Origin of the sequence: Aeromonas sp. s11, from assembly GCF_040907945.1 — a bacterium.
Taxonomy (GTDB): domain Bacteria; phylum Pseudomonadota; class Gammaproteobacteria; order Enterobacterales; family Aeromonadaceae; genus Aeromonas; species Aeromonas veronii.
In genome coordinates this window covers 37,327-58,211 of record NZ_JBFOCU010000051.1, presented here as the reverse complement: position 1 = coordinate 58,211, position 20,885 = coordinate 37,327, and the positions used below count along the sequence as shown (strand labels likewise).

Here is a 20,885-nt window from a genome sequence, read left to right as displayed (position 1 = left end):
TTTGTTGTCACTCGGCCACTTTCGGTTTGCGGCGACGGGGGCGACGACGGTTGCGACTGTTGCTGCTGCGCTTCTCGCCATCGTGGCTGCGAGCCTCGCCGCGCTCACCGCTGGCCGGGCGACGGGTCGCTTCACGCTGCAGTTGCGGGCGCACATCAGGATTGGAGGCGACATAGCGCTCCCACCAGCTGGCCAGCTCGCCGAGACCGCGCTCAACCCGGTTGCGCAGCAACAGGAAGTCGAACGCCGCGCGGAACTTGGGATGCTCCATGGCGCGCTCGGGGTGCTTGCCCTGACGACGGGTCAGCCGCTGTTGCAGTGCCCAGATGTCGCGGACATCTGTGGTGAAACGGCGGGGAACGGCGATGATCCGCACCTGATTGTCCAGCACCTCGTTGATCGCCAGCATGAAGGCGTCATACCAGGGCAGGCCGCTCTCGTTCTCCAGCACCCGACCACGGGCCTCGACGCAGCCCCACAGCAGGGTGGCGTAGAGGAAGGCGGGGGTGACGCGCTTATCTTCGCGGACGCGGGTGTCGGTATCGATCAGCGCCTGCTCGATAAACTGCTCGTAGGGCGAGTTGCCGTGCGGGGTAAACAGCGCAGCCACTTGCGGGAAGAGCTGCTGGAACAGGCCATACTCGCGCAGCAGTTTGTAGGTCGCCAGACCGTCGCCAGCCAGGAACAGCTTGAGGGTCTCCTCAAACAGGCGGGCAGCAGGGATGTCTTGCAGCAGTGGCGCCAGCTCCTTGATGGGGGCGGCGGTACGCGGGCTGATGGTCATATCCAGCTTGGCGGCAAAGCGCACGGCGCGCAGCATCCGCACCGGATCTTCACGATAACGGGTCTCGGGATCGCCGATCAGCTCAAGCTTGCGCTCGGCCAGATCTTCCAGACCCCCCTCGAAATCGTGCAGGGTGAAATCTTTGGCGCTGTAGTAGAGGGCGTTGACGGTAAAGTCGCGGCGCTCGGCATCCTCTTCGATGGTGCCGTAGACGTTGTCGCGCAGCAGCATGCCTTCATCAGACTGGGCCGACACATGTTTGCTGGTATTGACCTGATGGTGGTGACCCCGGAAGGTGGCCACTTCGATCACGTCACGACCAAAGACAATGTGGGCCAGGCGGAAACGACGGCCAATCAGGCGGCAGTTGCTGAACAGCGCCTTGATCTGCTCCGGCGTCGCATCGGTTGCGATGTCGAAATCCTTGGGCGTCTTCCCGAGCAGCAGATCCCGGACTCCGCCGCCGACCAGGTAGGCCTCATAGCCCCCTTTGTTCAGGCGATAGAGCACCTTGAGTGCATTCTCGCTGATCTCTTTGCGCGAAATAGGGTGCTGATCACGGCTTAAGGTACGACGTTGACCGGCGACACGGGCTGGAATGGGGGATTCCACCGACTGCTCGCCGTCTTCCTTGCCGAGCACCTTGCGGCAAAAGTTTGCGATCTGGGAAAAAATGGTACACCTCTTCATGACTTCTAAATTGACGGGAGGCCAAAAAATAGCGGCCTATGATAGCTCACGCCTAACCAAATGAAAAACCGTGCTGACAATTGATCCCGTTTGAAACGGATCATCCCGATAAAATCACAATCAACAGCGGCAATTTACGCTCAATCAAACAAAAATTACCTGGTCGACTCAGCAATCCGCGAGCGGGATCTTCTCGCTAGCGGGCACCCGTTCGAGCTGCCAGTTGGCGATACCCCACTCGATGATCTCGTCGATCCGGCTTGCCATCAGCTCGGGCGGCGGGCACTGGCCGAGGAAGTCCAGCGCCTGCCACAGGGCCGGGCGCACCTCATCGAGCGCCAGGGCCGGCGCATGGTTCTGCTTGGAGAGCTTGTTGCCATCTGCCAGCACCGCCAGCGGCAGGTGCACCCAGTCGGGCACCGGTGCCCCCAGGGTCTGGTAGAGGGCAATCTGGCGCACCGTGGGTTCGAGCAGATCGGCGCCGCGCACTATCTCGGTGATGCCGCTGTCCATATCATCCACCACCACCGCCAGGTTGTAGGCGTAGAGCCCGTCGCGGCGGCGGATAATGAAATCCTCCTCGGCGAGCGCCGCCGGGACCGCGATATGGCCCTGCAAACGATCGTCGAAGTGGTAGACCGGATGGTGCTGGCGCAGCCGGGCGGCGCAACCTTCGGCCGCAAACCCGAGGGTGCGGCAGTGGCCGCTGTAGAGACCGCCTGCGGCCATGATTTCGCGCCGGGTGCAGCGGCACCAGTAGAGGTCCCCCGCCCGATAGAGCTGGTCGATGATCTCGTCATAACGGCCGTGGCGCGCACTCTGGAACATCACCTCCCCATCCCACTCGAGGCCATATGCCTCAAGAGTCTTGAGGATCAGGGCCGCAGCCCCTGCCATCTCCCGCGGCGGATCGATATCTTCGATGCGCACCAGCCAGCGTCCCTGCTGCGCTCTGGCCTGCAAAAAGCTGCCGAGGGCGGCGATCAGCGAACCGAAATGAAGCGGGCCTGAGGGTGAGGGGGCAAAGCGGCCGACATAGGGGCGCACAAGGGGTGAGGACGGGGAATTCACTGGCATGACTATTCGGGTAAGCGATTCATTGAGGCTGCATTCTGGGGCGCGACCGCCAAAAGCTCAATAAAAAAGGGAGCCCGCGAGCTCCCTTTTTCATATACCAGAGGGTCGGGATCAACCGGCCATCTGTTTTTCCTTGATCTCGGCCAGCGTCTTGCAATCGACACAGAGGTCGGCAGTCGGACGGGCTTCCAGACGACGGATACCGATCTCGATACCGCAGTGTTCGCAGTAACCGAAATCATCGTCTTCAAGCAGTTGCAAGGTCTTCTCGATCTTCTTGATCAGCTTGCGTTCACGGTCGCGGGTACGCAGTTCAAGAGCGAACTCTTCTTCTTGCGCGGCACGATCCACGGGATCCGGGAAGTTGGCAGCCTCGTCTTTCATATGGTCGACGGTACGATCAACTTCCTGCATCAGTTGGTTGCGCCAGGCACCCAGGATCTTGCGAAAATGCGCCTTTTGTTGGTCATTCATGTACTCCTCACCCGGCTTTTCCTGGTAAGGCGCGACACCCGCAATGGCCAGGGGGCCCAGAGATTTCCTGTTTTCGCCTGTTGGCATGCCCTGTCTCCTAATTCAGCACGCTACCCGTGCCATCCATAAATTGAGGGCGACATCTATAGCAGAAGGGTAACGGGTAAGCAAACGAGCCGTACCAATAATGTTACCCACTCCAATATTTATGCACTCCCATCGGGTAACAGGTGACCAGATTCAAACGGGATAAACCCTTGAGCCACCATGCCTTGCACCCCAACATGGGGCCGATAGCATAAAATTTCAACCCCCGCCGCGATTGCCTGCTCAATTAGCAGACTATAGTGCGGATCTATATGGGTTGCAGGGCGCATCCGGCTTATTCCGGAGTGCAACACCATAAAGAGCAGCACGGCCCTGTGGCCCGCCGCTTTCATCGCCATCAACTCGCGCAAATGCTTGGCACCACGGGCGGTGACCGCATCGGGGAAGTAGCCCATACCCGGATCTTCACGTTCGTCGAGCAGGGTGACCGATTTTACCTCGATGTAACAATTGCCCTTCTCGTCATCTTCCAGCAACAGATCGATGCGACTGTTCTCTTCGCCATACTTCACCTCGGTGCGCAATCGGCTGTAACCCGCCAGCGGAGCGATGGCCTCCTGCTCGATCAGCTCCCGGGCAATCTGGTTGGCGCGCGCCGTGTTGACGCAGATAAAGTGGCCCGCCGGGCTCTCGGCGATCTCCCAGCTGTTGGGCAGCTTGCGCTTGGGGTTATCGGAGGTGGAGTACCAGACCCGGGTGCCCGGATCGGCACAGCCGGTCATGGCACCGGTATTGGCGCAGTGGATAGTGATGACCTCGCCGTTATCGAGTTGCACATCGGTCAGAAAGCGCTTGTAGCGGGCCACCAGCTGGCCCGATTGCAGGGGGGGATCAAAGATCACGGGTTAGCCCTCCGCGCATCTTCTTTTACCCGGGCGCGCAGCGGCCAGCAGGCGAGCGGCTCGTAGCGCACCCCGTCCGAGGTCGAGATGGATTGATAGAGGCAGAACTCATCGGCCTGCAGCAGAAAATTTGGGGCAGGCAGGATGGCAGGGGCCTCGACCGCCTTGCGCGACAGGGTGACGTGGGGGCGATAACCCTGCTCGCCATTGCCAAGGCGCAACTTCTCGCCGTGGCGGCGCAGCGCCTTTGCCAGCACGGTCAGCTCGTTGGGCCACTCTTTCGGGCCAATCCAGGCGGCCTTGGCCCGGCTGAACCAGCCGGTCTCATCCAGCCTGATGGAGAGCGGCGGACAGTGCTGACGCTCCACGGCGGCGATCAGGCGGCGGGTGGTCAACTCGTCAGCCTCCCCCAGAAAGGCGAGGGTCAGGTGGAGGTTGGCTTGCGGCACCGGCTGACCGGGCCAGGGCAGCTGATCGCGCCAGGCGATGAGCTCGGGGGCGAGCTCCTTGACGGGCAGGGCAAAGAAGAGTTTGGCCATGTGGTGATAATGCCTTTTTCACGCTCATTGGATGAGCCCATTCTATGGCAGCCATCCGGCCATGTCTCGCCAGCCTCCCGCCAGAGTGGCCATATCCGCACATCCATTCACGGTAGCGCGGGTGGCTGTGGCAGAATAGGCGCCGTTTTACCGGTTGCCACAGAAGGTGCTCATCGCTTTGTCCCAGCTCCCCATCGTTTCGGTATTGCCCGAACTCTTTGCCGCCCTCGACAGCCACAGCAGCGTGATCCTGCAGGCGCCACCCGGCGCGGGCAAATCGACCCTGCTGCCGCTGGAGCTGGTGCGTCAGAACCGGCTGCCCGGCCGCATCATCATGCTGGAGCCAAGGCGCCTCGCGGCGCGCAATATCGCCAGCTTTCTAGCGCGCCAGCTGGGGGAGAAGGTGGGCGAGCGCATCGGCCTGCGGGTGCGTGGCGAGAGCCGCACCAGCTCAGCGACCCGGCTCGAGATCGTCACCGAAGGGGTGCTGACCCGGATGTTGCAGCAGGATCCCGAGCTGACTGGCGTCTCGCTGGTCATCTTCGATGAGTTCCATGAACGCAGTCTGCACGCCGATACCGCGCTGGCCTTCGCCATCGAGAGCCAGCAGGGATTACGCGATGACCTCAAGCTACTGGTGATGTCCGCAACCCTGGATGGCATGGCACTCGAGACCTTGTTGCCGGATGCCCCTGTGGTTCGCTCCGAGGGGCGTGGTTTTCCCATCGACTATCACTACCGCCCCGCCAATCGCCAGCAGTGGCTGGAACCGCAGGTCGGCGCCGTGGTACTCGAAGCGCTGGCCGCCCACCGCGGCAGCCTGCTGGTCTTTCTGCCCGGGCAGGGTGAGATCGAGCGGCTGGCGCAATGGTTGGCAGACAAACTGCCGGACGACGTGATCCTCGCCCCCCTCTACGGCCGTCTCGACATGGCGGCCCAGCAGGCAGCCATCGAACCGGCGCCTGCCGGCCGCCGTAAGCTGGTGCTCACCACCAATGTGGCGGAGACCTCCCTCACCATCGAAGGGGTCTCTGTCGTTATCGATAGCGGGCTGGAACGACGGGCTTCCTTTGATCTGAAAAGCGGCGTCACCCGACTGGAGACACGCCAGATAGCCAAATCCTCCGCCACCCAGCGGGCAGGCCGCGCTGGCCGTCTCGGCCCCGGTGTCTGCTACCGGCTCTGGAGCAACGAAGTGCAGGAGCGGCTCGCCGAGCAGAGCCCGCCAGACATTCTCACTCAGGAGTTGACCAGCCTGTTGCTGGACGCCGCCCAGTGGGGGGCAAAGGTGGAAGATCTGCCGCTTCTCGATATGCCTCCAGCCGCTGCGGTGGTCAGCGCCCAGCGGCTGCTGGTGGCTCTTGGCGCCATGAAGCCGGAGGGTGAGCAACAACTCACTCCCGCTGGTCGTGCCATGGCCGCCTTCGGTACCCACCCTCGTCTCGCCCGCATGCTGCTGCGCGCCCGCGAGCTGGAGTCAGAGGGTCTGACAGGGATTGTCGCCGATGCCGCTTATCTGGTGGCGTTGCAGGAAGAAGATCTGCGAGGATCGGAGCGCCTCTCTGTGCTGTTCCACCGCCGTCAAAACGCCCTGCGCCAGAACGCTGCCCGCTGGTTTGAACGGCTTGGCGCCCGCCCTGCCAATGCACAGGGCCAGTGGCTGGGGCTGCTCTGTGCCCTCGCCTGGCCGGATCGCATCGGCAAACTGCGTAGCGGCAGTCGCTATCAACTCAGTGGTGGGGTGAGCTGCGATCTGGTAGAAGGTCATCCCTGTCAGGGGCAAGCTGCCCTTATCGCCATCGAGATGGGGCAGAACGATCGCGGCAGCCGCATCTTTATCGCCGAACCGGTCGATCTGGACGAGCTGGTACGCCTGCTGCCGGAACTGGTAAGCGAACGGCAGTGGTTCGACTGGGATGAGCGGGAAGAGCGGGTTCGCGCCGAGCGCCAGCAGGTGATCGGCGAGCTGGTGCTGAACCAGCGACCGCTGACGGACCTTTCGGATGAACAGAAGGGGCGCTGCCTGCTGCAGGGCATCCGCCGCAAGGGGCTGCATGTGCTGCCGTGGGACGAGAGCAGCGAAGGGCTGCTGGCCCGTCTGCGCTGCGCCCGTGAGTGGCTGCCTGATGAGGAGTGGCCAGCCATGGATGACGACAGCCTGCTGGCCGACCTAGAACAGTGGCTGCTGCCAGCGGTGAGCGGCATGACCCGGCTGGAGCAGTTGAAAAAGCTCAACCTCGGCGACATCCTGCGCCAATCCCTGCCCTGGCCGTTGCCCAAACGGCTGGACGAGGCGCTGCCGAGCCACTTTGCGGCGCCCACCGGCAGCCGGGTGCGGATCCGCTATCAGCCGGGGCAGGCACCGGTAATCCCGGTACGTATTCAGGAGATGTTCGGGCAAGGTTCGACCCCCTGTGTGGCCGATGGCCGGGTACCGCTGGTGATGGAGCTGCTCTCCCCCGCCCAGCGACCGCTGCAGATCACCGCCGATCTGGCCGCCTTCTGGGCTGGCTCTTACGAGCAGGTGAAGAAAGAGATGAAGGGGCGCTATCCCCGCCACTACTGGCCGGATAACCCGCTGGAAGCGATGCCGACCAGGGTCACCAAGAAGAAGATGGGCATCTAGGTTCGACGGGTTAATCCCGCTCGGACGTTCGCGAATGCGACATAACAAGTAGAAAGGAAAGCAAAGAGGATTTATGGCAACCCAACGACGCAAGCGTGCCCCCAAGAAGGCAGCGCCCAAACGCACCATCTGGCGCAAGCTGTTCTGGCTTGGCTTCAAGCTCTCCCTGGTGGTAGCGGCCTTTATGGTGGTGTTTGGCATCTACCTCGATACCAAGGTGCGCGAGCGCTTCGATGGCGAGAAGTGGCAGCTGCCGGTGATGGTCTACAGCCGCCCGCTGGAGCTCTACCCCAGCCAGCGCCTGTCGCGGGACCAGATGCTGCGCGAGCTCAACATGCTGAGCTACAAGCAGGTGCGCCAGCCTCACACGCCGGGTGAATACACCATCAACGGCAACCGCATCGAGCTGATTCGCCGTCCGTTCGAGTTCTATGACGGCGCCGATGGAGCCCGCGGCCTGCGCCTCACCTTCAACGGCCCGCGCCTTGAGGGGATCCAGTCGCTGGAGAACCAGCGCCAGCTCGGTTACGCCCAGATGGACCCGGTGCTGCTCGATCGCCTCAATACCGAAGATCGGGAAGATCGCCTGCTGGTGCGTATCGCCGAAGTACCCGACAGCCTGCTGGTGACCCTGCTCACCACCGAGGATCGCGACTTCTACCAGCATGGCGGCGTCTCGCCAGTGGCCATCATGCGCGCCATGTTCGCCAACCTGATCGCGGGCCGTACCGTGCAGGGGGGCAGTACCCTGACCCAGCAGCTGGCCAAAAACTTCTTCCTGACCCGTGAGCGCAGCCTGTGGCGAAAACTGCAGGAAGCCTATATGGCGGTGCTGATCGACTATCGCTACAGCAAGGACGAGATCCTGGAGTCCTACCTCAACGAGGTCTATCTGGGGCAGAACTTCTCGCAAGGGGTCTACGGCTTCGGCCTCGCCTCCTACTTCTACTTCGGCATTCCGGTCAACGAGCTGGATATCGATCAGGTCGCCCTGCTGGTCGGTCTGGTGAAAGGCCCCTCCTATTACGACCCATGGCGCTTCCCGGAGCGGGCCAAGACCCGCCGTGATCTGGTGCTGAAGCTGCTGATGGATCACGGCAGCCTGACCCAGGCCGAGTATGAACTGGCCAGCCGCCAGCCCCTCGGCATCATCGCCCGCGGCCAGATGAGCTATGGCCGCACCCCGGCCTTTATGGGACTGCTCAAGCGAGAGATCCAGAGCCGCTTCGGCGCCGATCTGCTCAAGCAGTCTGGCCTCAAGATCTTCACCAGCCTCGACCCCATCGCCCAGCATGCGGCCGAGCGCGCGGTCGAATCGGGCCTCGCCGATATCGAGAAACTGCGCGGCAAAAAGAAGCTGGAGGCGGCCATGGTGGTCTCCGACTGGCACAAGGGCGAAGTGGTCGCGCTGGTGGGGGGCCGCGATCCCCGCTACGCCGGGTTCAACCGGGCGCTGGATGCCCGCCGCCAGATCGGCTCGCTGGTGAAACCGGCGGTCTACCTGACCGGTCTCTCCAACGGCCTGACCCTGGCGACCCCGCTCAAAGATCAGCCGATCCGTATTCGCGGTCAGGATGGTCAGGTCTGGACGCCGCAAAACTACGATCGCAAGTTCCGCCAGAGCGTACCGCTGATGGATGCGCTGGCCAGCTCCCTCAACGTGCCGACCGTCAATCTGGGTCTGCAGGTGGGGCTGGAGAAAGTGGTCGATACCCTACACAAGCTGGGAGTCCAGCAGGAGATCCAGCCCTATCCGTCGCTGGTGCTGGGGGCGGTCGCCCTCTCCCCGCTGGAGGTGAACCAGATGTATCTGCCCATCGCCAATCAGGGGCTGACCCAGCCGCTGTCGGCCATTCGCGCCGTGGTGAACGGAGATGGCAGCCTGCTCTATCAGCATGATCAAACCGCCAAGCGGGTCACCGACCAGCAAGCAAGCTGGCTGACCCTGTTCGCCATGACCAAGACGGTGAGTCAGGGCACGGCCCGCGCCCTCAGTGCCAAGTTCCAGGGCGCCACCATGGCGGCCAAGACAGGCACCACCAACGAGCTGCGCGACTCCTGGTTTGCCGGGATGGACAACAACGAGCTGGTCAGTATCTGGGTCGGTCGCGACGACAACACCCCGGCAGGTTTGACCGGTGCCAGCGGTGCCCTGCAGCTCTTTAGCGGCTACATGAGCCAGCGCGGCGTCAACAGTCTGGGACTGAAGATGCCGGAAGGGGTCACCTGGGCCAACTTCTCCCGCGCCAGCGGCACCCGCGTCGCCAGCGACTGCCCAGGCAGCCTGCAGGTGCCGGCCAAGGCATCCACCATGGGCTCCCCGGCCGGTTGCGCCAGCAGTGCGTCGCCGCGCAGTGCACTGGATGACTGGTTCGGCGGTTTCTTCAACTAGATCAACGACACGGGCAGCGCAGGCTGCCCGTTCACTATGCTGCTGACAAGGAAACACCATGACCTTTCCGTTGTTTGACGCCATCCACCATGTGGCCATCATCGCCAGCGATTACCCACGCTCGCGCCACTTCTACCACGAGGTACTGGGGCTGCCCATCATCGCCGAGACCCTGCGCGAAGCGCGCCAGTCATGGAAACTGGATCTGGCCCTGCCGGACGGCAGCCAGCTGGAGCTGTTCAGCTTCCCCTCGCCTCCCGAGCGCCCCTCCCGCCCCGAGGCGTGCGGCCTGCGCCATCTTGCCTTTCGGGTCAGCGATCTTGACCGGGTCATCGCCCATCTGCTGGCCCATCGGGTCGAGGTAGAGCCGGTACGGGTGGACGAGCTGACCGGCAAGCGCTTTACCTTCTTCGCCGACCCCGACGGCCTGCCGCTGGAGCTCTACGAAGCGCCGCGCTGAGCCTGCATCGACCAAGCAATCAGCCAAACAAAAGCCGCCCGGTTGCAACCGGGCGGCTTTTCTTATTGCTTCAGGTTATCAGGCGGTAGTCAGCATAACGACAGCCAGCGCCATCACCATCATGCCAGCCCAGCCGATGGGCTTGAGCCGCTCACCGAAGAAGAGCAAACCGCCCAGCGCCGTACCGACGATGCCGATAGCCCCCCAGGTGGCGTAGGCAACAGCCAGGTCAATCTGGCCGCCACTTACCGCTTCCGAGAGCAGGGTAAAGGCGCCGAGTACCAGCATGATCCCCAGGAATCCCCACCCCTTGTAACGAAACCCCTTGGAGCGGTTGATGGCCATGTTGGCGCCGATATCGATCAGTGCGGCGCCCAGTACAATCACAAACGGACTCATGCAGTGGCCTCCGCTTCTACTGACTTGTCTGCAGGCTCATCATGGGTCTCCCCCATGGTCACCATAACAATCCCCACTATCGCGAGAGCCAGGCCAATCAGCTCCTGAACGGTCACATCGTAACCAAGGAACATGACCGACACTATGGTGATCAGGGTGATCCCGAGCCCCTCCCAGAGCGCAAACGCAATACCAATGGAGATTGTTTTGGCGGCTTTCGCCAGCAACCAGTACGAGAAGCCGATCAACAGCCACATCGGGATGTAATTCATCCAGCCAGCTCCCTGCTCGGGGATCATGGCCATGCTGGAGGTACCGGCGACCTCGGTCACGATGGAGCCGGTCAAAAACAGCCGGGCCAGAAACATACGACTTAATAACATATAAGATGCCTTTGTTGCTTCGACGGGAGAGATGGTAAACGGGGAGAAGCAACTCGCGACAATCGCTCAGCGTCGATTATTCCGACGCCACAGGTTTGCCTTGCCTTGGTTCGGCACGCTAAGGTGATGGTGAAAAAATCCGTCATGGCCTGTAAAAGATGAAGCTATATCAGATAGAACTCTTTGTAGAGTCAGCCAATAGCGGTTCTATTGCCAACACCGCCCGTCGCCTCGGCAAAAGCCGCAGCGCCGTCAGCACCGCCATCGCGGCGCTGGAAGTTGAGCTTGGCGTCGAACTTTTTGAACGAGGCGCCAATCAGAGTCGCCTGACCGAGATCGGCGAGCTGGTGCTTGATGATTGCACTCGCCTGCTGCAGGCAGCCAACAGCCTGCAGCAGAAGTGCAAACATTACGCCTCTGGGGCCGAAGTGGCGCTGCGGGTTGCCCGCGATGACGCCATTCCCGAGCCGGTGTGGCGCGAGATGCTGGCCAGCCTGCACAATCAGTTTCCCGGTACCAGTATCTCGCTAGTGCTCGCCTCCCCACCCGAACTACCGGCGCTGGTGGAAGAGGGGTTCGTCGATGCCGCCTTTGGCCTTATTACCGAGGATCAGGAGCGCAGCGGCCTCAATATCGACGTGCTCAACCCGATCCGCACCCTGATGGTGGTGGCACCCAGCCATCCGCTGGCCGGACTAAAGCGGGTCAAACAGCAGGATCTGACCGATCACACCCAGGTAACCCTCTCGTATGTAGATGAATTTTCGGTAAAAAGCCTGTTACCTGTGGGAGGCCAGCATATCGGCCTCTCCAGCTTCGAATTGATGCGCAATGCGGTGCTGGACGGACTGGGCTGGGCGGTACTCCCCTCGCCACTGATCCAGAGCCAGCTGCGACAAGGCTCCCTGCTGACCCTGAAACACAAGTTCAGCCTGCAGTGGCGGGATTACGGGGTCTATCTGGCGGAAAACGCCTATCACGGCAAGGTGTTGGCCTGGTTGAAGAAGTCGATCCAGGGGTATCTGGAACCTTTCGAGTAGCGATAAAGAGGCGGAGCCAGCTCACGATATCTACTTATCCTGATGATCCGAGAGGATGTGATCGTGCATACTGTTCACATACTCATTGAGCGCCGGAGGCGTAACCGATATGAGCAGTGCCCAAGACAAGGACGATATCTTGCTGGACGACGACATCATCGAACTCGATGATGAGGAGGTCGTGGTCCCCAAGGCACTCAACCCATGGCAAGTGCTGATCGTGGATGATGAGCCGGATATCCATCATGCCACCCGCCTGGCCCTCTCCAACATTCACTACAAATCCCGCCCGCTGGAGCTGCTCAATGCCTACAGCGGCGCCGAAGCTGGCCGCATGCTGGAGGCCAATCCCAGGATTGCGCTGATCCTGCTCGATGTGGTGATGGAGACCGAAGATGCAGGTCTGCGGCTGGTGCACAGGATCCGCAACGAAATACACAACTCGCTGGTGCGGATCGTGCTGCGTACCGGCCAGCCCGGTCAGGCCCCCGAGCAGCGGGTGATCCTCGATTACGACATCAATGACTACAAGACCAAGACCGAACTGACGGTACAAAAGCTGTACACCACCGTCATCGCATCCCTTCGTTCATACGAAACTCTCAGTGCCATCGACAAGAGCCGGCAGGGGCTCGGCAAAATTCTGGAAGGGGCGGGAGATCTCTACCATCTTCATTCACTCAAGGAGTTTGCCTCCGGCGTGCTGAAACAGATCAGCGCCATTCTCGATGTGGGCACCGAAGGGGCTATCTGCGCCGAGCGCCGTCCCGGCGAACAGGGGCTGGAGATCCTCGCCGCCACCGGCGACTACGAGACTCTGCTGGATGATGGCAAGATCACCGACTTCCCCACCCTCAATGACTCGGTTCTGAAGGCACTGGCGGCGCGCAGCAACCGCTTTGAACACCCGCAGGACTCCCTCTATATCGCCGCCCAGAATGGTCGCGAGTTCGTGTTGAGTTTTACCCCGACCCAGCCTCTCGATCCCCTCGAATGCGATCTGCTGGATGTCTTCTGCCAGCGCATCTCGGCGGCCTACGACAACCTCTATCTCTACAACCAGTTGCTGCGCGCCCAAGAGGCCACCGTGGTGGCACTGGCGGCGCTGGCGGAGTTTCGCGACTCCGATACCGGCGAGCATGTCTTGCGGGTACAGAAGCTCTCGGATGCCATCGTGGCCGAATTGAAGAAGATGGCGGCCTATCCCGAGCAGCTGACCTCGGAGTTTGTCGAGATGATCGGCATGGCTTCCATCCTGCACGATGTGGGCAAGGTGGGCACCCCGGATCATATCCTGCACAAGCCCGGCCGTTTCGACCCGGAAGAGCGGGCCATCATGGAGCAGCACGCAGGTATCGGCGCCAATATCCTGCACAAGGCGGGCGAAATGGTGGAGGGAACCAGCTACCTCTCGCTGGGGGCAGAGATCGCCCGGGGCCACCATGAGCACTTCGATGGTAAAGGCTACCCGCAGCAGCTGGCAGGCCAGCAGATCCCGCTGTCGGCGCGGATTGTGGCGGTAGTCGATGTATTCGATGCCCTGCTCAGCAAGCGCCCCTACAAGGAGCCCTGGACGCTGGCGCAGACCATGGAGTATATCCAGTCCCGCTCCGGCACCCAGTTTGACCCTCATGTAGTGACAGCCCTGTCGCGACTGGTCAACGAATCGAGACTCCCCTACTCGCTCTGACCGCCTTTGCTCGCACTTCACATGCCCTGCCGGTGACCAAGGTCAGCGGCAGGGCATCAAAACAGCCGTTTTGTTGCATCCTGCACACATCAACGCGCCGCAAACAGGAAACATCCCCCTTCTTTGTTAGCGATAGCCGCTGAAATATGGTCATTTAACATCACATCGCTATAATATCGGCCTGCAAACCTGATACTAACAACGAAGGAATTATCATGAGCCTGAACCTGGTACCGGCCGGCAAGAGCCTGCCCGACGATATCTATGTCATCATCGAAATCCCGCAGAATGCCGACCCGATCAAATACGAAGTCGACAAGGACAGCGGTGCTATTTTCGTCGATCGCTTCATGTCTACCCCGATGTTCTATCCGTGCAACTACGGCTACGTGAACGCGACTCTCTCTCTGGATGGTGACCCCGTCGACGTACTGGTTCCGACCCCCTACCCGCTGCTGGCCGGTTCCGTCATTCGCTGCCGCCCGGTTGGCGTGCTGAAGATGACCGACGAATCTGGCGAAGATGCCAAGATCGTTGCTGTACCGCACTCCAAGCTGACCAAGCAGTACGACCACATCCAGGATGTGAACGATCTGCCGGAACTGCTGAAAGCCCAGATCCAGCACTTCTTCGAGCGCTACAAAGAGCTGGAAGCGGGCAAATGGGTCAAGGTGGAAGGCTGGGGCGACAAGGCCGCTGCCGAAGCCGAGATCAAAACCTCTGCCGAGCGTTACGCTGCCAAGTAAGCATCACTCGGCTTGTAAAAAAGGCGCCTTATGGCGCCTTTTTTGTCGGTGTTTGCGGCAGCTGACCGGCTGCATCTCCGGCAGGATTGCCCTGAATGTATATTTCACGGCCATCTTTCTGGTAAGGCCGATAGTAATCACCGCCACAGCGATAGCCGCCGCCCGGCTGGCTCATCAGCTCGCAGTTGACCGGCAACACCTCCAGCCACTTGATGGCCTGCTGGTAGCGCAGCCACTCCTGCCATTCGTGTTCGCGCACCAGCTGGTCACGCAGAGCAAAGGTATCCGCAACGGACATCCCCTTGTTGACGATCACCTGACCCGCCATGGCTGGCAGGCTGAGCAGCCCAAACAACACTATGATCCAAGGCTTCATAACCCCTCCAGAGTGACTTAATTTCACAATTAAATTAAAAGTCACATCAATCTGTTATCCAGATCACAAAACGAAACATCACCAAAGTGGTGCCGGCTCACCTAGTTGTTAATTATCGTCCACGGCAGGAAGCACCACCATGAAGCTGACCCCCGCGCTCTTGCTCAGCCTCACTCTCTGCACCACTCTTGGTGCTACAAGCAACGCCAGCGAGATCAACATGAGCTGGCAGTGGCAATCCACCGATGGCCAGCGCAAGCACTTCCAGCTGACCACCGACGATCAGGTGATGGCCGCCAGTCGCCACGAGATGAGCCTGCTAAAGGCTTCCCTCACCAATCCGCTGGAGACCCTTTACGCCTACATCAGCCCGCGGCTCTACAACAGCATCAACCTGATCAATCAGAGCAGCCCCGAGACCGCTACCAAATTTCGTAATCTGGAGCAGGCCTTCACCCTGCGGGACGACAGCATGGAGTCGCTGCTGTTTTGGCAAGCCTACCAGCAGTATCAGGAGGATGCCTTCTACCAGATGAGGGTGATCCCCTGCGTCCATCCGGCCAATCGCAAACTGCCTTGCGTGCGACCCGATTACTCCCAGCTCTTCTACCACTTCAAGGGGCATCTCAAGCCGCTGGCGCAGCAGTTTGCGGCCAAGGATCTCGCCACCAGCGTCAGCCTGCTGCAGGAGTGGCTAAACGCCATCCCCACTCAGCCGGAGCAGCTGGATCACTTCGCGCCGCCGCTGCAGGCACTGCAAGATAACAAGGCCGACAGCGACGAGAAGGCGCTGCTGATGGCCAGTCTGCTGGCGGAGCTGGCGCCGCAATATGTGCTCAGCATCATCTATCCGGATATCAGCATCGGCAGCGTCTCCCCTGCCTGGTTGGCCATTACGGCAGACAGTGGCGTACCCGGTGATGTGGTGGTGATCAACAATCAGCGCCATGTACTGCTGACCGGCTCGTCCCTGCTGGCCCAGCAGATGACCATGGCCAAGATCCCCCTCATCAGCGAATCGCTCTACTGACGCAGACAGCTCAGACCAGCAGCCAATTCATTGATTTTTATCGATGTCATGCCATCCTAGCCGCCCTTGCCAGCCAACCACCTGACTGGCGGGGCGCCGACGCTTCTGAATTGCGATTTTATTTAACACTTTTTAAACAGATCCGATCAGTTTAGGATGAAGCTCGCCCATTCCCTCAATCCGAAACTCGTTATAACATAACAAATGGAGTGTCATCAGGATGAAACATCTCGTACTTACTTTGGCGCTGCTGCCATCTCTGGCCTTTGCTCACAACTTCAAGGATGGCAACCCGGTGCCGCTGGTCAATGTCAGTGACAAGGGCGAGCTGGTACTGAACGGCAAGGATATCGGTTACCAGCCGTGGCAGAGCACCTCGCTCACCGGCAAGGTGTTCCTGATCCAGCATATTGCCGGTCGCTCCAGTGCCAAGGAGCTGAACGCCCCGATGATCGAGGCGATCAAGGCCGCCAAGTTGCCGCAAGACAAGTACCAGACCGTTACCGTCATCAACAGCAATGACGCCATCTGGGGCACCTCCGGCTTCGTGAAGAGCAGTGCCGAGGACAGCAAGAAAGAGTTCCCCTGGTCCGCCATGGTGCTGGATGCCAAGGGCATGGCGCGCAACGCCTGGGATCTGACGCCGGAAAGCTCGGCGATCATCCTGCTGGATAAAGAGGGCAAGGTGCTGTTTGCCAAAGATGGCCAGCTCGATGCCAACAACATTGCTACCGTGATGGGGCTCATCAAGTCCCATCTCTAAGTCAGAGAGAAAGGGCGCTGATGGCGCCCTTTCCATAAGGGTCTATGGGTCGTATCAAGCTGAAAATCTGGATCTTGCTGCTGGGCTGGTTATGGCTGCAGCCTGCCCTTGCCCGGCACCAGTTTGAATCCGCCCTGCCCGGCCATGACGACCATCACTGCCTGGTTTGCGCCCTCCATCTGGATGGCAAACAGGTCATCACCGCCACCCCCTATTGTTTCCCCGGTTCGACCTCTGTTCTGCCCGCAGTTGCAACCATGCAACGCTCGGCAGATACCGCCACGCTTCACAGCTATGCCATCCGTGCGCCGCCCGCCTCTGTTTTTATCTATCCCTTTGTTTAAGTTCACTATTTGTTTTGAAAAAAGGATTAAAGATGAAAGCAGTTACTCTGTTGCTGGCGGTAGCCACCTTTAGCGCACACGCAAATCACGACGAACACGAGAGCCACAGCCACGGCGCCCACGAGCATGGCCACGGCCACCTCAATCTGGTGGTCGATGGCGACCAATTGATGATCGAGCTGCAGGCACCCGCAGCCGATCTGGTGGGCTTCGAGCACGCAGCCAAGAGCGATGAAGAGAAGGCGCAGTATGCCAAGGCGGTCGCCCGCCTCCAGCAACCTGACGCCCTGTTCCGCTTCGACCCGGCCGCTGGCTGCAAACTGACCCAGCAGGAGTTGCAAGCCGCCAAAGAAGAGCATGATCACGACCATGACCATGACCATGACCATGACCATGACCATGACCATGACCATGACAAGGCTGCCAGCGACAAACATGAAGACCACCATGATCATGACGAAGCGGGTCACGCCGATATGGGCGCCATGTACACCTACACCTGCGCTACACCAGCCAAACTGACCGGCCTTGAGGCGACCCTCTTCAGCGTCTATCCGAGCCTTGAGAAGCTGAGCGTGCAGGGCATTCTGCCTACCGGCCAGACCGCGGGCGAGCTGACCCCGTCCGCCAACAAGCTGAGCTGGTAACGCCATGAAAAAAGCCGTGGTTGAGATCCGCGATCTGGCCTTTTCCTGGCCAGGTGGCGACGCTGTACTCGATCTGCCCGCCCTCACCATCCGCGAGGGTGAGCGGGTCTTTATCAAGGGCCCATCGGGCTCCGGCAAATCGACCCTGCTCGGGTTGCTGGCCGGGATCCAGACCGCCAACCACGGCACCCTGGAGGTGCTGGGCCAACCATTGGCCCGGCTCTCTGGCCGTGCCCGTGACCACTTCCGGGCGGCCAATCTGGGTTATATCTTCCAGCAGTTCAATCTGCTGCCCTTTCTCTCGGTGCAGGACAACGTGACCGCGGCCCTCACCTTCTCGCCTGCCAAACGGGCCCGCCTGCAAGGGAGTCCGGAGCAGGAGGCGCGCCGTCTGCTGGCGGAGCTGCAACTGCCGGATGACGCACTGCATCGCCCCGTCCATGCACTCAGCATCGGCCAGCAGCAGCGGGTTGCAGCCGCACGGGCGCTGATCGGCTCGCCACCGCTGGTGATTGCCGACGAGCCCACCTCGGCCCTCGACACCGACAACCGGGCGGCCTTTATCAAGCTGTTGTTCGAGGAGTGCGACAAGCAGGGCTCGACCCTGATCTTCGTCAGCCACGACCCTTATCTCGAACCCCTGTTCCCGCGGGTAGAAAACCTGCAACAGCTCAACCGGAGGGCATCATGCTAAAGCTCGCCCTGCAAAGTCTCTGGGCCCGCCGACTCACCGCCGGGCTCACCCTGTTGGCCGTCGCCATCAGCGTCACCCTGCTACTCGGGGTGGAGCGGGTGCGCACCCAGGCCCGCGAAAGCTTCTCCAACACCGTCTCGGGAACCGATCTCATCGTCGGCGCCCGCTCCGGTCAGGTTAACCTGCTGCTCTACTCGGTGTTTCGCATCGGCAACCCCACCAACAACGTGGGGTGGGACTCCTATCAGGCCATCAAACAGAAACCGGGCGTCGCCTGGACCATCCCGCTTTCCCTTGGTGACTCCCACAAGGGATTTCGGGTGCTCGGCACCAATGGTGACTACTTCACTCACCTGAAGTACGGTCAGCAGCAGTCGCTGCAACTGCGCGAAGGACGGCCTTTCGACACGCCGTTTGAAGCTGTGCTCGGCGCTCAGGTGGCCGAGAAGCTCGGCTATCACCTCGACCAATCCATCGTCATCGCCCACGGTGCTGGCAACACCTCGTTCAGCCAGCACGACAACCTGCCGTTCAAGGTGGTGGGTATTCTGGCGCCGACCGGCACGCCCATCGATCGCACCATCCATGTGCCGCTGGCGGGGATAGAGGCGATCCATCTTGGTTGGGATACCGGCCGCCACAGCAAGAACGTGACGCCGGAGCAGGCACTGGCGCAGGATCTCACCCCGAAAACCATCACCGCCTTTATGGTGGGGCTGAGCAACCGGATCCTGGCGTTCCAGCTGCAGCGCAGCGTCAACACCTATCCCAAGGAGCCGCTGATGGCGATCCTGCCGGGGGCCGCCCTGCAGGAGCTGTGGAGCTTGATGAGCGTGGCGGAAACCGCCCTCTCGGTCATCGCCGGTTTCGTGGTAGTCGCGGGCCTTATCGGCATGCTGACTACCCTGCTGGCAGGGCTTAACGAGCGGCGCCGGGAGCTCGCTATTTTGCGATCCCTCGGCGCGGGCCCTGCCCACCTGTTCCTGCTGCTGGCGCTGGAGGCCATGGCGCTGACCACGGTCGGTATCGCTCTCGGGGTCGCCGTGCTCTATCTGGGGCAGGGGCTTGCCTCGCCCTGGCTGCTCAGCCACTATGGCCTGCAACTGAGTCTGGGGCTGCCGAGCACCTACGAGTGGCAATTGCTGGGGGTAGTGTGGCTGGCAGGCATGGTGATCGGCCTGCTCCCTGCCGCCCGCGCTTACCGCTACAGCCTGAGCGATGGCATGAGCATTCGCGTCTAGCGAGACGCCCAAAATAGAAACAGAAGGACAGATGATGAAGTGGAAAATTGTGGCGCTGCTCGCCAGCCTGCTGGTGCTGCCCGCCCTGGCCGCCGACTACAAGACCATCGACTGGGATGTGCTTATCCCGGAAGGGGAAAAACTGCTGCCACCGCCCCAGGTCAATCACGAAGATCCCATGTCGGTTCCGCAACCGGTGGGCGGGGTAAACAAGAAGCTGGACAACCAGGATGTGCGCATTCCGGGCTTCGTAGTGCCGCTGGAAGGGGATGCCAAGAAGATCACCGCCTTCCTGCTGGTACCCTACTTCGGCGCCTGCATCCATGTGCCTCCGCCCCCCACCAATCAGGTGATCTATGTGAGCTACCCCAAGGGTGCGCCGGTGGATGATCTGTGGGACGCCATCTGGGTGAAGGGCAAGATGCGCACGGTCAGCTCCAGCCACGAGATGGCCACCGCCTCCTATTCGATGGAAGCGGTCGAGGTGAGCGTCTACGAGGAGTAATCCTCCCGTTGCAAAAAAAGCGGCCTCCACGGAGGCCGCTTTGTTATCTTGGCATCCCGGTTGGAGTAACATTCAGCTCCAGAACCTGTGCGAATGGAGTCAGCATGGCAGACCTCCCCCCCCCGAAGAAAGAGAGTTCGATCCTGAGCAGCCAGGAGCAGACCCTGCGTCTGGCCCGCAGTCGCGGTATCGACGGCATGCTCACCCGCAACACCGACAGCACCTTCGAACAGCGCGCCACCTTTCGCCATCTGGCGGATCAGGCCGCCCGCCAGCGCAATCTGGAAGCCATCATGGTGATGGCCTCCCGTCACTGCGAAGAGACCGCTGCCGGCGGCGAGATGGACAGCGACTGGCTGACCCGCTTCCTGCAACTGGCGGAAGATATCAGCATGGTACCGATGCAGCAGCTGTGGGGGCGGATCTTCGCGCTGGAAGTCGCCACGCCGGGCCGCTTCTCCATCCGGGCGCTCGCCACCCTCAAAGAGATGACCCAGCGCGAGGCCCAGCTGTTCCAGCGCATCTGTTCACTGACCTGCCACTACACCGGCAGCGACGAGCAGCGACTGCTGCTGGGGCTGCACAAGGGGGCCAGTTTGCTGAGTCGCGCCAAGGCAACGCGCCTTGGCCTTGGCAAATACCGACTGCCCTACAACGCCCTGCTGCAACTGTTTGAGCTGGGGCTGCTGCATCGCGCGGAGCTGGAGTCCGGCCCGCTGCCCGCCGATGGGGTCGAGCTGGAGTTTGGCAACCAGCGCTGGCGGCTGCAGTGCAAGCAGAACAACATCACCCTGCTCTACTACCGCCTCACCCCGGTGGGCAACGAGCTCGCCCAGCTGCTGCAAGAGTCGCCGCTGGAGGAGTACCTGCAGGATCTGAAAACCGTGCTGGTGCAGGGTATCCAGATTGAAGTGATGCAGCTCGTCAGCCCCCCCTCCTCACCCGCTCCCGACCCTCTCCCCTGATCTCTGGCGGGGCAGCGGATGCCCCGTCGGTTCATGGCTCCTTCGCATCAAGCTGCTGGCTCCAAGCTCA

At 61.1% G+C, this 20,885-nt stretch carries 22 protein-coding genes; 14 read left to right on the top strand and 8 right to left on the bottom strand.

The features are described 5' to 3' along the window. Window positions 1-7 precede the first annotated feature (7 nt). The 5 genes from pcnB to thpR all read right to left on the bottom strand — a co-directional run bounded on the left by pcnB (window position 8) and on the right by thpR (window position 4,514). Window positions 8-1,474, bottom strand: a complete 1,467-nt coding sequence (gene pcnB, locus AB5Y84_RS13895; protein WP_005335642.1) for a polynucleotide adenylyltransferase PcnB — start codon at window positions 1,472-1,474, stop codon at window positions 8-10. Between the two features lie 168 nt (window positions 1,475-1,642). After that, entirely contained in the window at window positions 1,643-2,551 is a 909-nt protein-coding gene (gene gluQRS, locus AB5Y84_RS13890) for a tRNA glutamyl-Q(34) synthetase GluQRS (protein ID WP_257725352.1), read from the bottom strand. Between the two features lie 111 nt (window positions 2,552-2,662). Beyond that, window positions 2,663-3,112 (bottom strand): RNA polymerase-binding protein DksA, encoded by a 450-nt coding sequence (gene dksA / locus AB5Y84_RS13885; protein WP_005335644.1) that lies wholly within the window; start codon window positions 3,110-3,112, stop codon window positions 2,663-2,665. Between the two features lie 119 nt (window positions 3,113-3,231). Beyond that, window positions 3,232-3,975, bottom strand: coding sequence for a DNA/RNA nuclease SfsA (gene sfsA, locus AB5Y84_RS13880; protein WP_368177185.1), 744 nt, complete (start codon window positions 3,973-3,975; stop codon window positions 3,232-3,234). Then, window positions 3,972-4,514 carry an RNA 2',3'-cyclic phosphodiesterase gene (gene thpR / locus AB5Y84_RS13875; RefSeq protein ID WP_368177184.1) on the bottom strand — a complete coding sequence of 181 codons (543 nt, stop codon included), beginning with the start codon at window positions 4,512-4,514 and terminating at the stop codon, window positions 3,972-3,974. The genes sfsA and thpR overlap by 4 nt, the downstream gene beginning before the upstream one ends. A gap of 178 nt (window positions 4,515-4,692) precedes the next feature. On the opposite strand from thpR, the gene hrpB reads away from it, so the two are divergent. The 3 genes from hrpB to AB5Y84_RS13860 all read left to right on the top strand — a co-directional run bounded on the left by hrpB (window position 4,693) and on the right by AB5Y84_RS13860 (window position 9,992). After that, window positions 4,693-7,140 carry an ATP-dependent helicase HrpB gene (gene hrpB, locus AB5Y84_RS13870; RefSeq protein ID WP_368177183.1) on the top strand — a complete coding sequence of 816 codons (2,448 nt, stop codon included), beginning with the start codon at window positions 4,693-4,695 and terminating at the stop codon, window positions 7,138-7,140. A 73-nt stretch (window positions 7,141-7,213) separates the two neighbouring features. Beyond that, the gene (gene mrcB, locus AB5Y84_RS13865; protein ID WP_368177182.1) at window positions 7,214-9,532 is read left to right on the top strand and encodes a penicillin-binding protein 1B; all 2,319 of its coding nucleotides are present in this window, start codon (window positions 7,214-7,216) and stop codon (window positions 9,530-9,532) included. Between the two features lie 58 nt (window positions 9,533-9,590). After that, entirely contained in the window at window positions 9,591-9,992 is a 402-nt protein-coding gene (locus AB5Y84_RS13860) for a VOC family protein (RefSeq protein WP_005362902.1), read from the top strand. A 78-nt stretch (window positions 9,993-10,070) separates the two neighbouring features. Here the strand turns inward: AB5Y84_RS13860 and AB5Y84_RS13855 are convergent, their stop codons facing one another. Together AB5Y84_RS13855 and AB5Y84_RS13850 are read right to left on the bottom strand one after the other, a co-directional pair. After that, complete coding sequence (locus tag AB5Y84_RS13855) at window positions 10,071-10,391, bottom strand: SMR family transporter (RefSeq protein WP_005335659.1); 321 nt, start codon at window positions 10,389-10,391, stop codon at window positions 10,071-10,073. Continuing rightward, on the bottom strand, window positions 10,388-10,774 hold the full coding sequence (locus AB5Y84_RS13850; protein WP_368177181.1) for a multidrug efflux SMR transporter: 387 nt from the start codon (window positions 10,772-10,774) through the stop codon (window positions 10,388-10,390). The genes AB5Y84_RS13855 and AB5Y84_RS13850 overlap by 4 nt, the downstream gene beginning before the upstream one ends. Window positions 10,775-10,932: 158 nt before the next feature. On the opposite strand from AB5Y84_RS13850, the gene AB5Y84_RS13845 reads away from it, so the two are divergent. The 3 genes from AB5Y84_RS13845 (at window position 10,933) to ppa (ending at window position 14,250) form a co-directional block, all read left to right on the top strand. Then, window positions 10,933-11,814 carry a LysR family transcriptional regulator gene (locus AB5Y84_RS13845; protein ID WP_005354677.1) on the top strand — a complete coding sequence of 294 codons (882 nt, stop codon included), beginning with the start codon at window positions 10,933-10,935 and terminating at the stop codon, window positions 11,812-11,814. A 109-nt stretch (window positions 11,815-11,923) separates the two neighbouring features. Continuing rightward, the gene (locus AB5Y84_RS13840) at window positions 11,924-13,504 is read left to right on the top strand and encodes a DUF3369 domain-containing protein (RefSeq protein ID WP_368177180.1); all 1,581 of its coding nucleotides are present in this window, start codon (window positions 11,924-11,926) and stop codon (window positions 13,502-13,504) included. A 215-nt stretch (window positions 13,505-13,719) separates the two neighbouring features. Beyond that, window positions 13,720-14,250 carry an inorganic diphosphatase gene (ppa, locus tag AB5Y84_RS13835; RefSeq protein WP_005335667.1) on the top strand — a complete coding sequence of 177 codons (531 nt, stop codon included), beginning with the start codon at window positions 13,720-13,722 and terminating at the stop codon, window positions 14,248-14,250. A 28-nt stretch (window positions 14,251-14,278) separates the two neighbouring features. On the opposite strand, the gene AB5Y84_RS13830 is transcribed toward ppa, so the two are convergent. Beyond that, a complete protein-coding gene (locus AB5Y84_RS13830; protein ID WP_150389616.1) occupies window positions 14,279-14,626 on the bottom strand; it encodes a hypothetical protein in 348 nt (115 codons plus the stop codon). 139 nt (window positions 14,627-14,765) lie between these two features. Here AB5Y84_RS13830 and AB5Y84_RS13825 point away from each other — a divergent pair, with 139 nt between their 5' ends. From AB5Y84_RS13825 to AB5Y84_RS13790, 8 genes are all read left to right on the top strand, one after another. Beyond that, complete coding sequence (locus AB5Y84_RS13825) at window positions 14,766-15,656, top strand: hypothetical protein (protein WP_005335678.1); 891 nt, start codon at window positions 14,766-14,768, stop codon at window positions 15,654-15,656. 220 nt (window positions 15,657-15,876) lie between these two features. After that, window positions 15,877-16,419: a YtfJ family protein gene (locus AB5Y84_RS13820; protein WP_266135247.1), complete on the top strand. Its 543-nt coding sequence runs from the start codon at window positions 15,877-15,879 to the stop codon at window positions 16,417-16,419. Between the two features lie 44 nt (window positions 16,420-16,463). Next, window positions 16,464-16,763 carry a DUF2607 family protein gene (locus AB5Y84_RS13815; RefSeq protein WP_199427620.1) on the top strand — a complete coding sequence of 100 codons (300 nt, stop codon included), beginning with the start codon at window positions 16,464-16,466 and terminating at the stop codon, window positions 16,761-16,763. Window positions 16,764-16,795: 32 nt separating this feature from the next. Further along, on the top strand, window positions 16,796-17,410 hold the full coding sequence (locus AB5Y84_RS13810) for a DUF2796 domain-containing protein (protein ID WP_368177179.1): 615 nt from the start codon (window positions 16,796-16,798) through the stop codon (window positions 17,408-17,410). Window positions 17,411-17,414: 4 nt separating this feature from the next. Further along, window positions 17,415-18,104 (top strand): ABC transporter ATP-binding protein, encoded by a 690-nt coding sequence (locus AB5Y84_RS13805; RefSeq protein ID WP_021229566.1) that lies wholly within the window; start codon window positions 17,415-17,417, stop codon window positions 18,102-18,104. Then, window positions 18,098-19,345: an ABC transporter permease gene (locus AB5Y84_RS13800; protein WP_043821722.1), complete on the top strand. Its 1,248-nt coding sequence runs from the start codon at window positions 18,098-18,100 to the stop codon at window positions 19,343-19,345. Before AB5Y84_RS13805 ends, AB5Y84_RS13800 begins: the two co-directional genes overlap by 7 nt. A gap of 31 nt (window positions 19,346-19,376) precedes the next feature. Further along, window positions 19,377-19,850 carry a DUF3299 domain-containing protein gene (locus AB5Y84_RS13795; RefSeq protein ID WP_026034852.1) on the top strand — a complete coding sequence of 158 codons (474 nt, stop codon included), beginning with the start codon at window positions 19,377-19,379 and terminating at the stop codon, window positions 19,848-19,850. 104 nt (window positions 19,851-19,954) lie between these two features. Beyond that, the gene (locus AB5Y84_RS13790; RefSeq protein WP_064341696.1) at window positions 19,955-20,815 is read left to right on the top strand and encodes a TIGR03899 family protein; all 861 of its coding nucleotides are present in this window, start codon (window positions 19,955-19,957) and stop codon (window positions 20,813-20,815) included. The last annotated feature ends 70 nt before the right edge of the window (window positions 20,816-20,885 follow it).

Coding starts and splice junctions, on each gene's coding strand:
- AB5Y84_RS13840 (WP_368177180.1), top strand. CDS start 11,924: ATGAGCAGTGCCCAAGACAAGGACGATATCTTGCTGGACGACGACATC.
- AB5Y84_RS13810 (WP_368177179.1), top strand. CDS start 16,796: ATGAAAGCAGTTACTCTGTTGCTGGCGGTAGCCACCTTTAGCGCACAC.
- AB5Y84_RS13800 (WP_043821722.1), top strand. CDS start 18,098: ATGCTAAAGCTCGCCCTGCAAAGTCTCTGGGCCCGCCGACTCACCGCC.
- thpR (WP_368177184.1), bottom strand. CDS start 4,514: ATGGCCAAACTCTTCTTTGCCCTGCCCGTCAAGGAGCTCGCCCCCGAG.
- AB5Y84_RS13850 (WP_368177181.1), bottom strand. CDS start 10,774: ATGTTATTAAGTCGTATGTTTCTGGCCCGGCTGTTTTTGACCGGCTCC.
- AB5Y84_RS13805 (WP_021229566.1), top strand. CDS start 17,415: ATGAAAAAAGCCGTGGTTGAGATCCGCGATCTGGCCTTTTCCTGGCCA.
- AB5Y84_RS13860 (WP_005362902.1), top strand. CDS start 9,591: ATGACCTTTCCGTTGTTTGACGCCATCCACCATGTGGCCATCATCGCC.
- AB5Y84_RS13790 (WP_064341696.1), top strand. CDS start 19,955: ATGGCAGACCTCCCCCCCCCGAAGAAAGAGAGTTCGATCCTGAGCAGC.
- AB5Y84_RS13830 (WP_150389616.1), bottom strand. CDS start 14,626: ATGAAGCCTTGGATCATAGTGTTGTTTGGGCTGCTCAGCCTGCCAGCC.
- mrcB (WP_368177182.1), top strand. CDS start 7,214: ATGGCAACCCAACGACGCAAGCGTGCCCCCAAGAAGGCAGCGCCCAAA.
- AB5Y84_RS13855 (WP_005335659.1), bottom strand. CDS start 10,391: ATGAGTCCGTTTGTGATTGTACTGGGCGCCGCACTGATCGATATCGGC.
- AB5Y84_RS13795 (WP_026034852.1), top strand. CDS start 19,377: ATGATGAAGTGGAAAATTGTGGCGCTGCTCGCCAGCCTGCTGGTGCTG.
- gluQRS (WP_257725352.1), bottom strand. CDS start 2,551: ATGCCAGTGAATTCCCCGTCCTCACCCCTTGTGCGCCCCTATGTCGGC.
- dksA (WP_005335644.1), bottom strand. CDS start 3,112: ATGCCAACAGGCGAAAACAGGAAATCTCTGGGCCCCCTGGCCATTGCG.
- AB5Y84_RS13815 (WP_199427620.1), top strand. CDS start 16,464: ATGGGTCGTATCAAGCTGAAAATCTGGATCTTGCTGCTGGGCTGGTTA.
- pcnB (WP_005335642.1), bottom strand. CDS start 1,474: ATGAAGAGGTGTACCATTTTTTCCCAGATCGCAAACTTTTGCCGCAAG.
- ppa (WP_005335667.1), top strand. CDS start 13,720: ATGAGCCTGAACCTGGTACCGGCCGGCAAGAGCCTGCCCGACGATATC.
- AB5Y84_RS13820 (WP_266135247.1), top strand. CDS start 15,877: ATGAAACATCTCGTACTTACTTTGGCGCTGCTGCCATCTCTGGCCTTT.
- AB5Y84_RS13845 (WP_005354677.1), top strand. CDS start 10,933: ATGAAGCTATATCAGATAGAACTCTTTGTAGAGTCAGCCAATAGCGGT.
- AB5Y84_RS13825 (WP_005335678.1), top strand. CDS start 14,766: ATGAAGCTGACCCCCGCGCTCTTGCTCAGCCTCACTCTCTGCACCACT.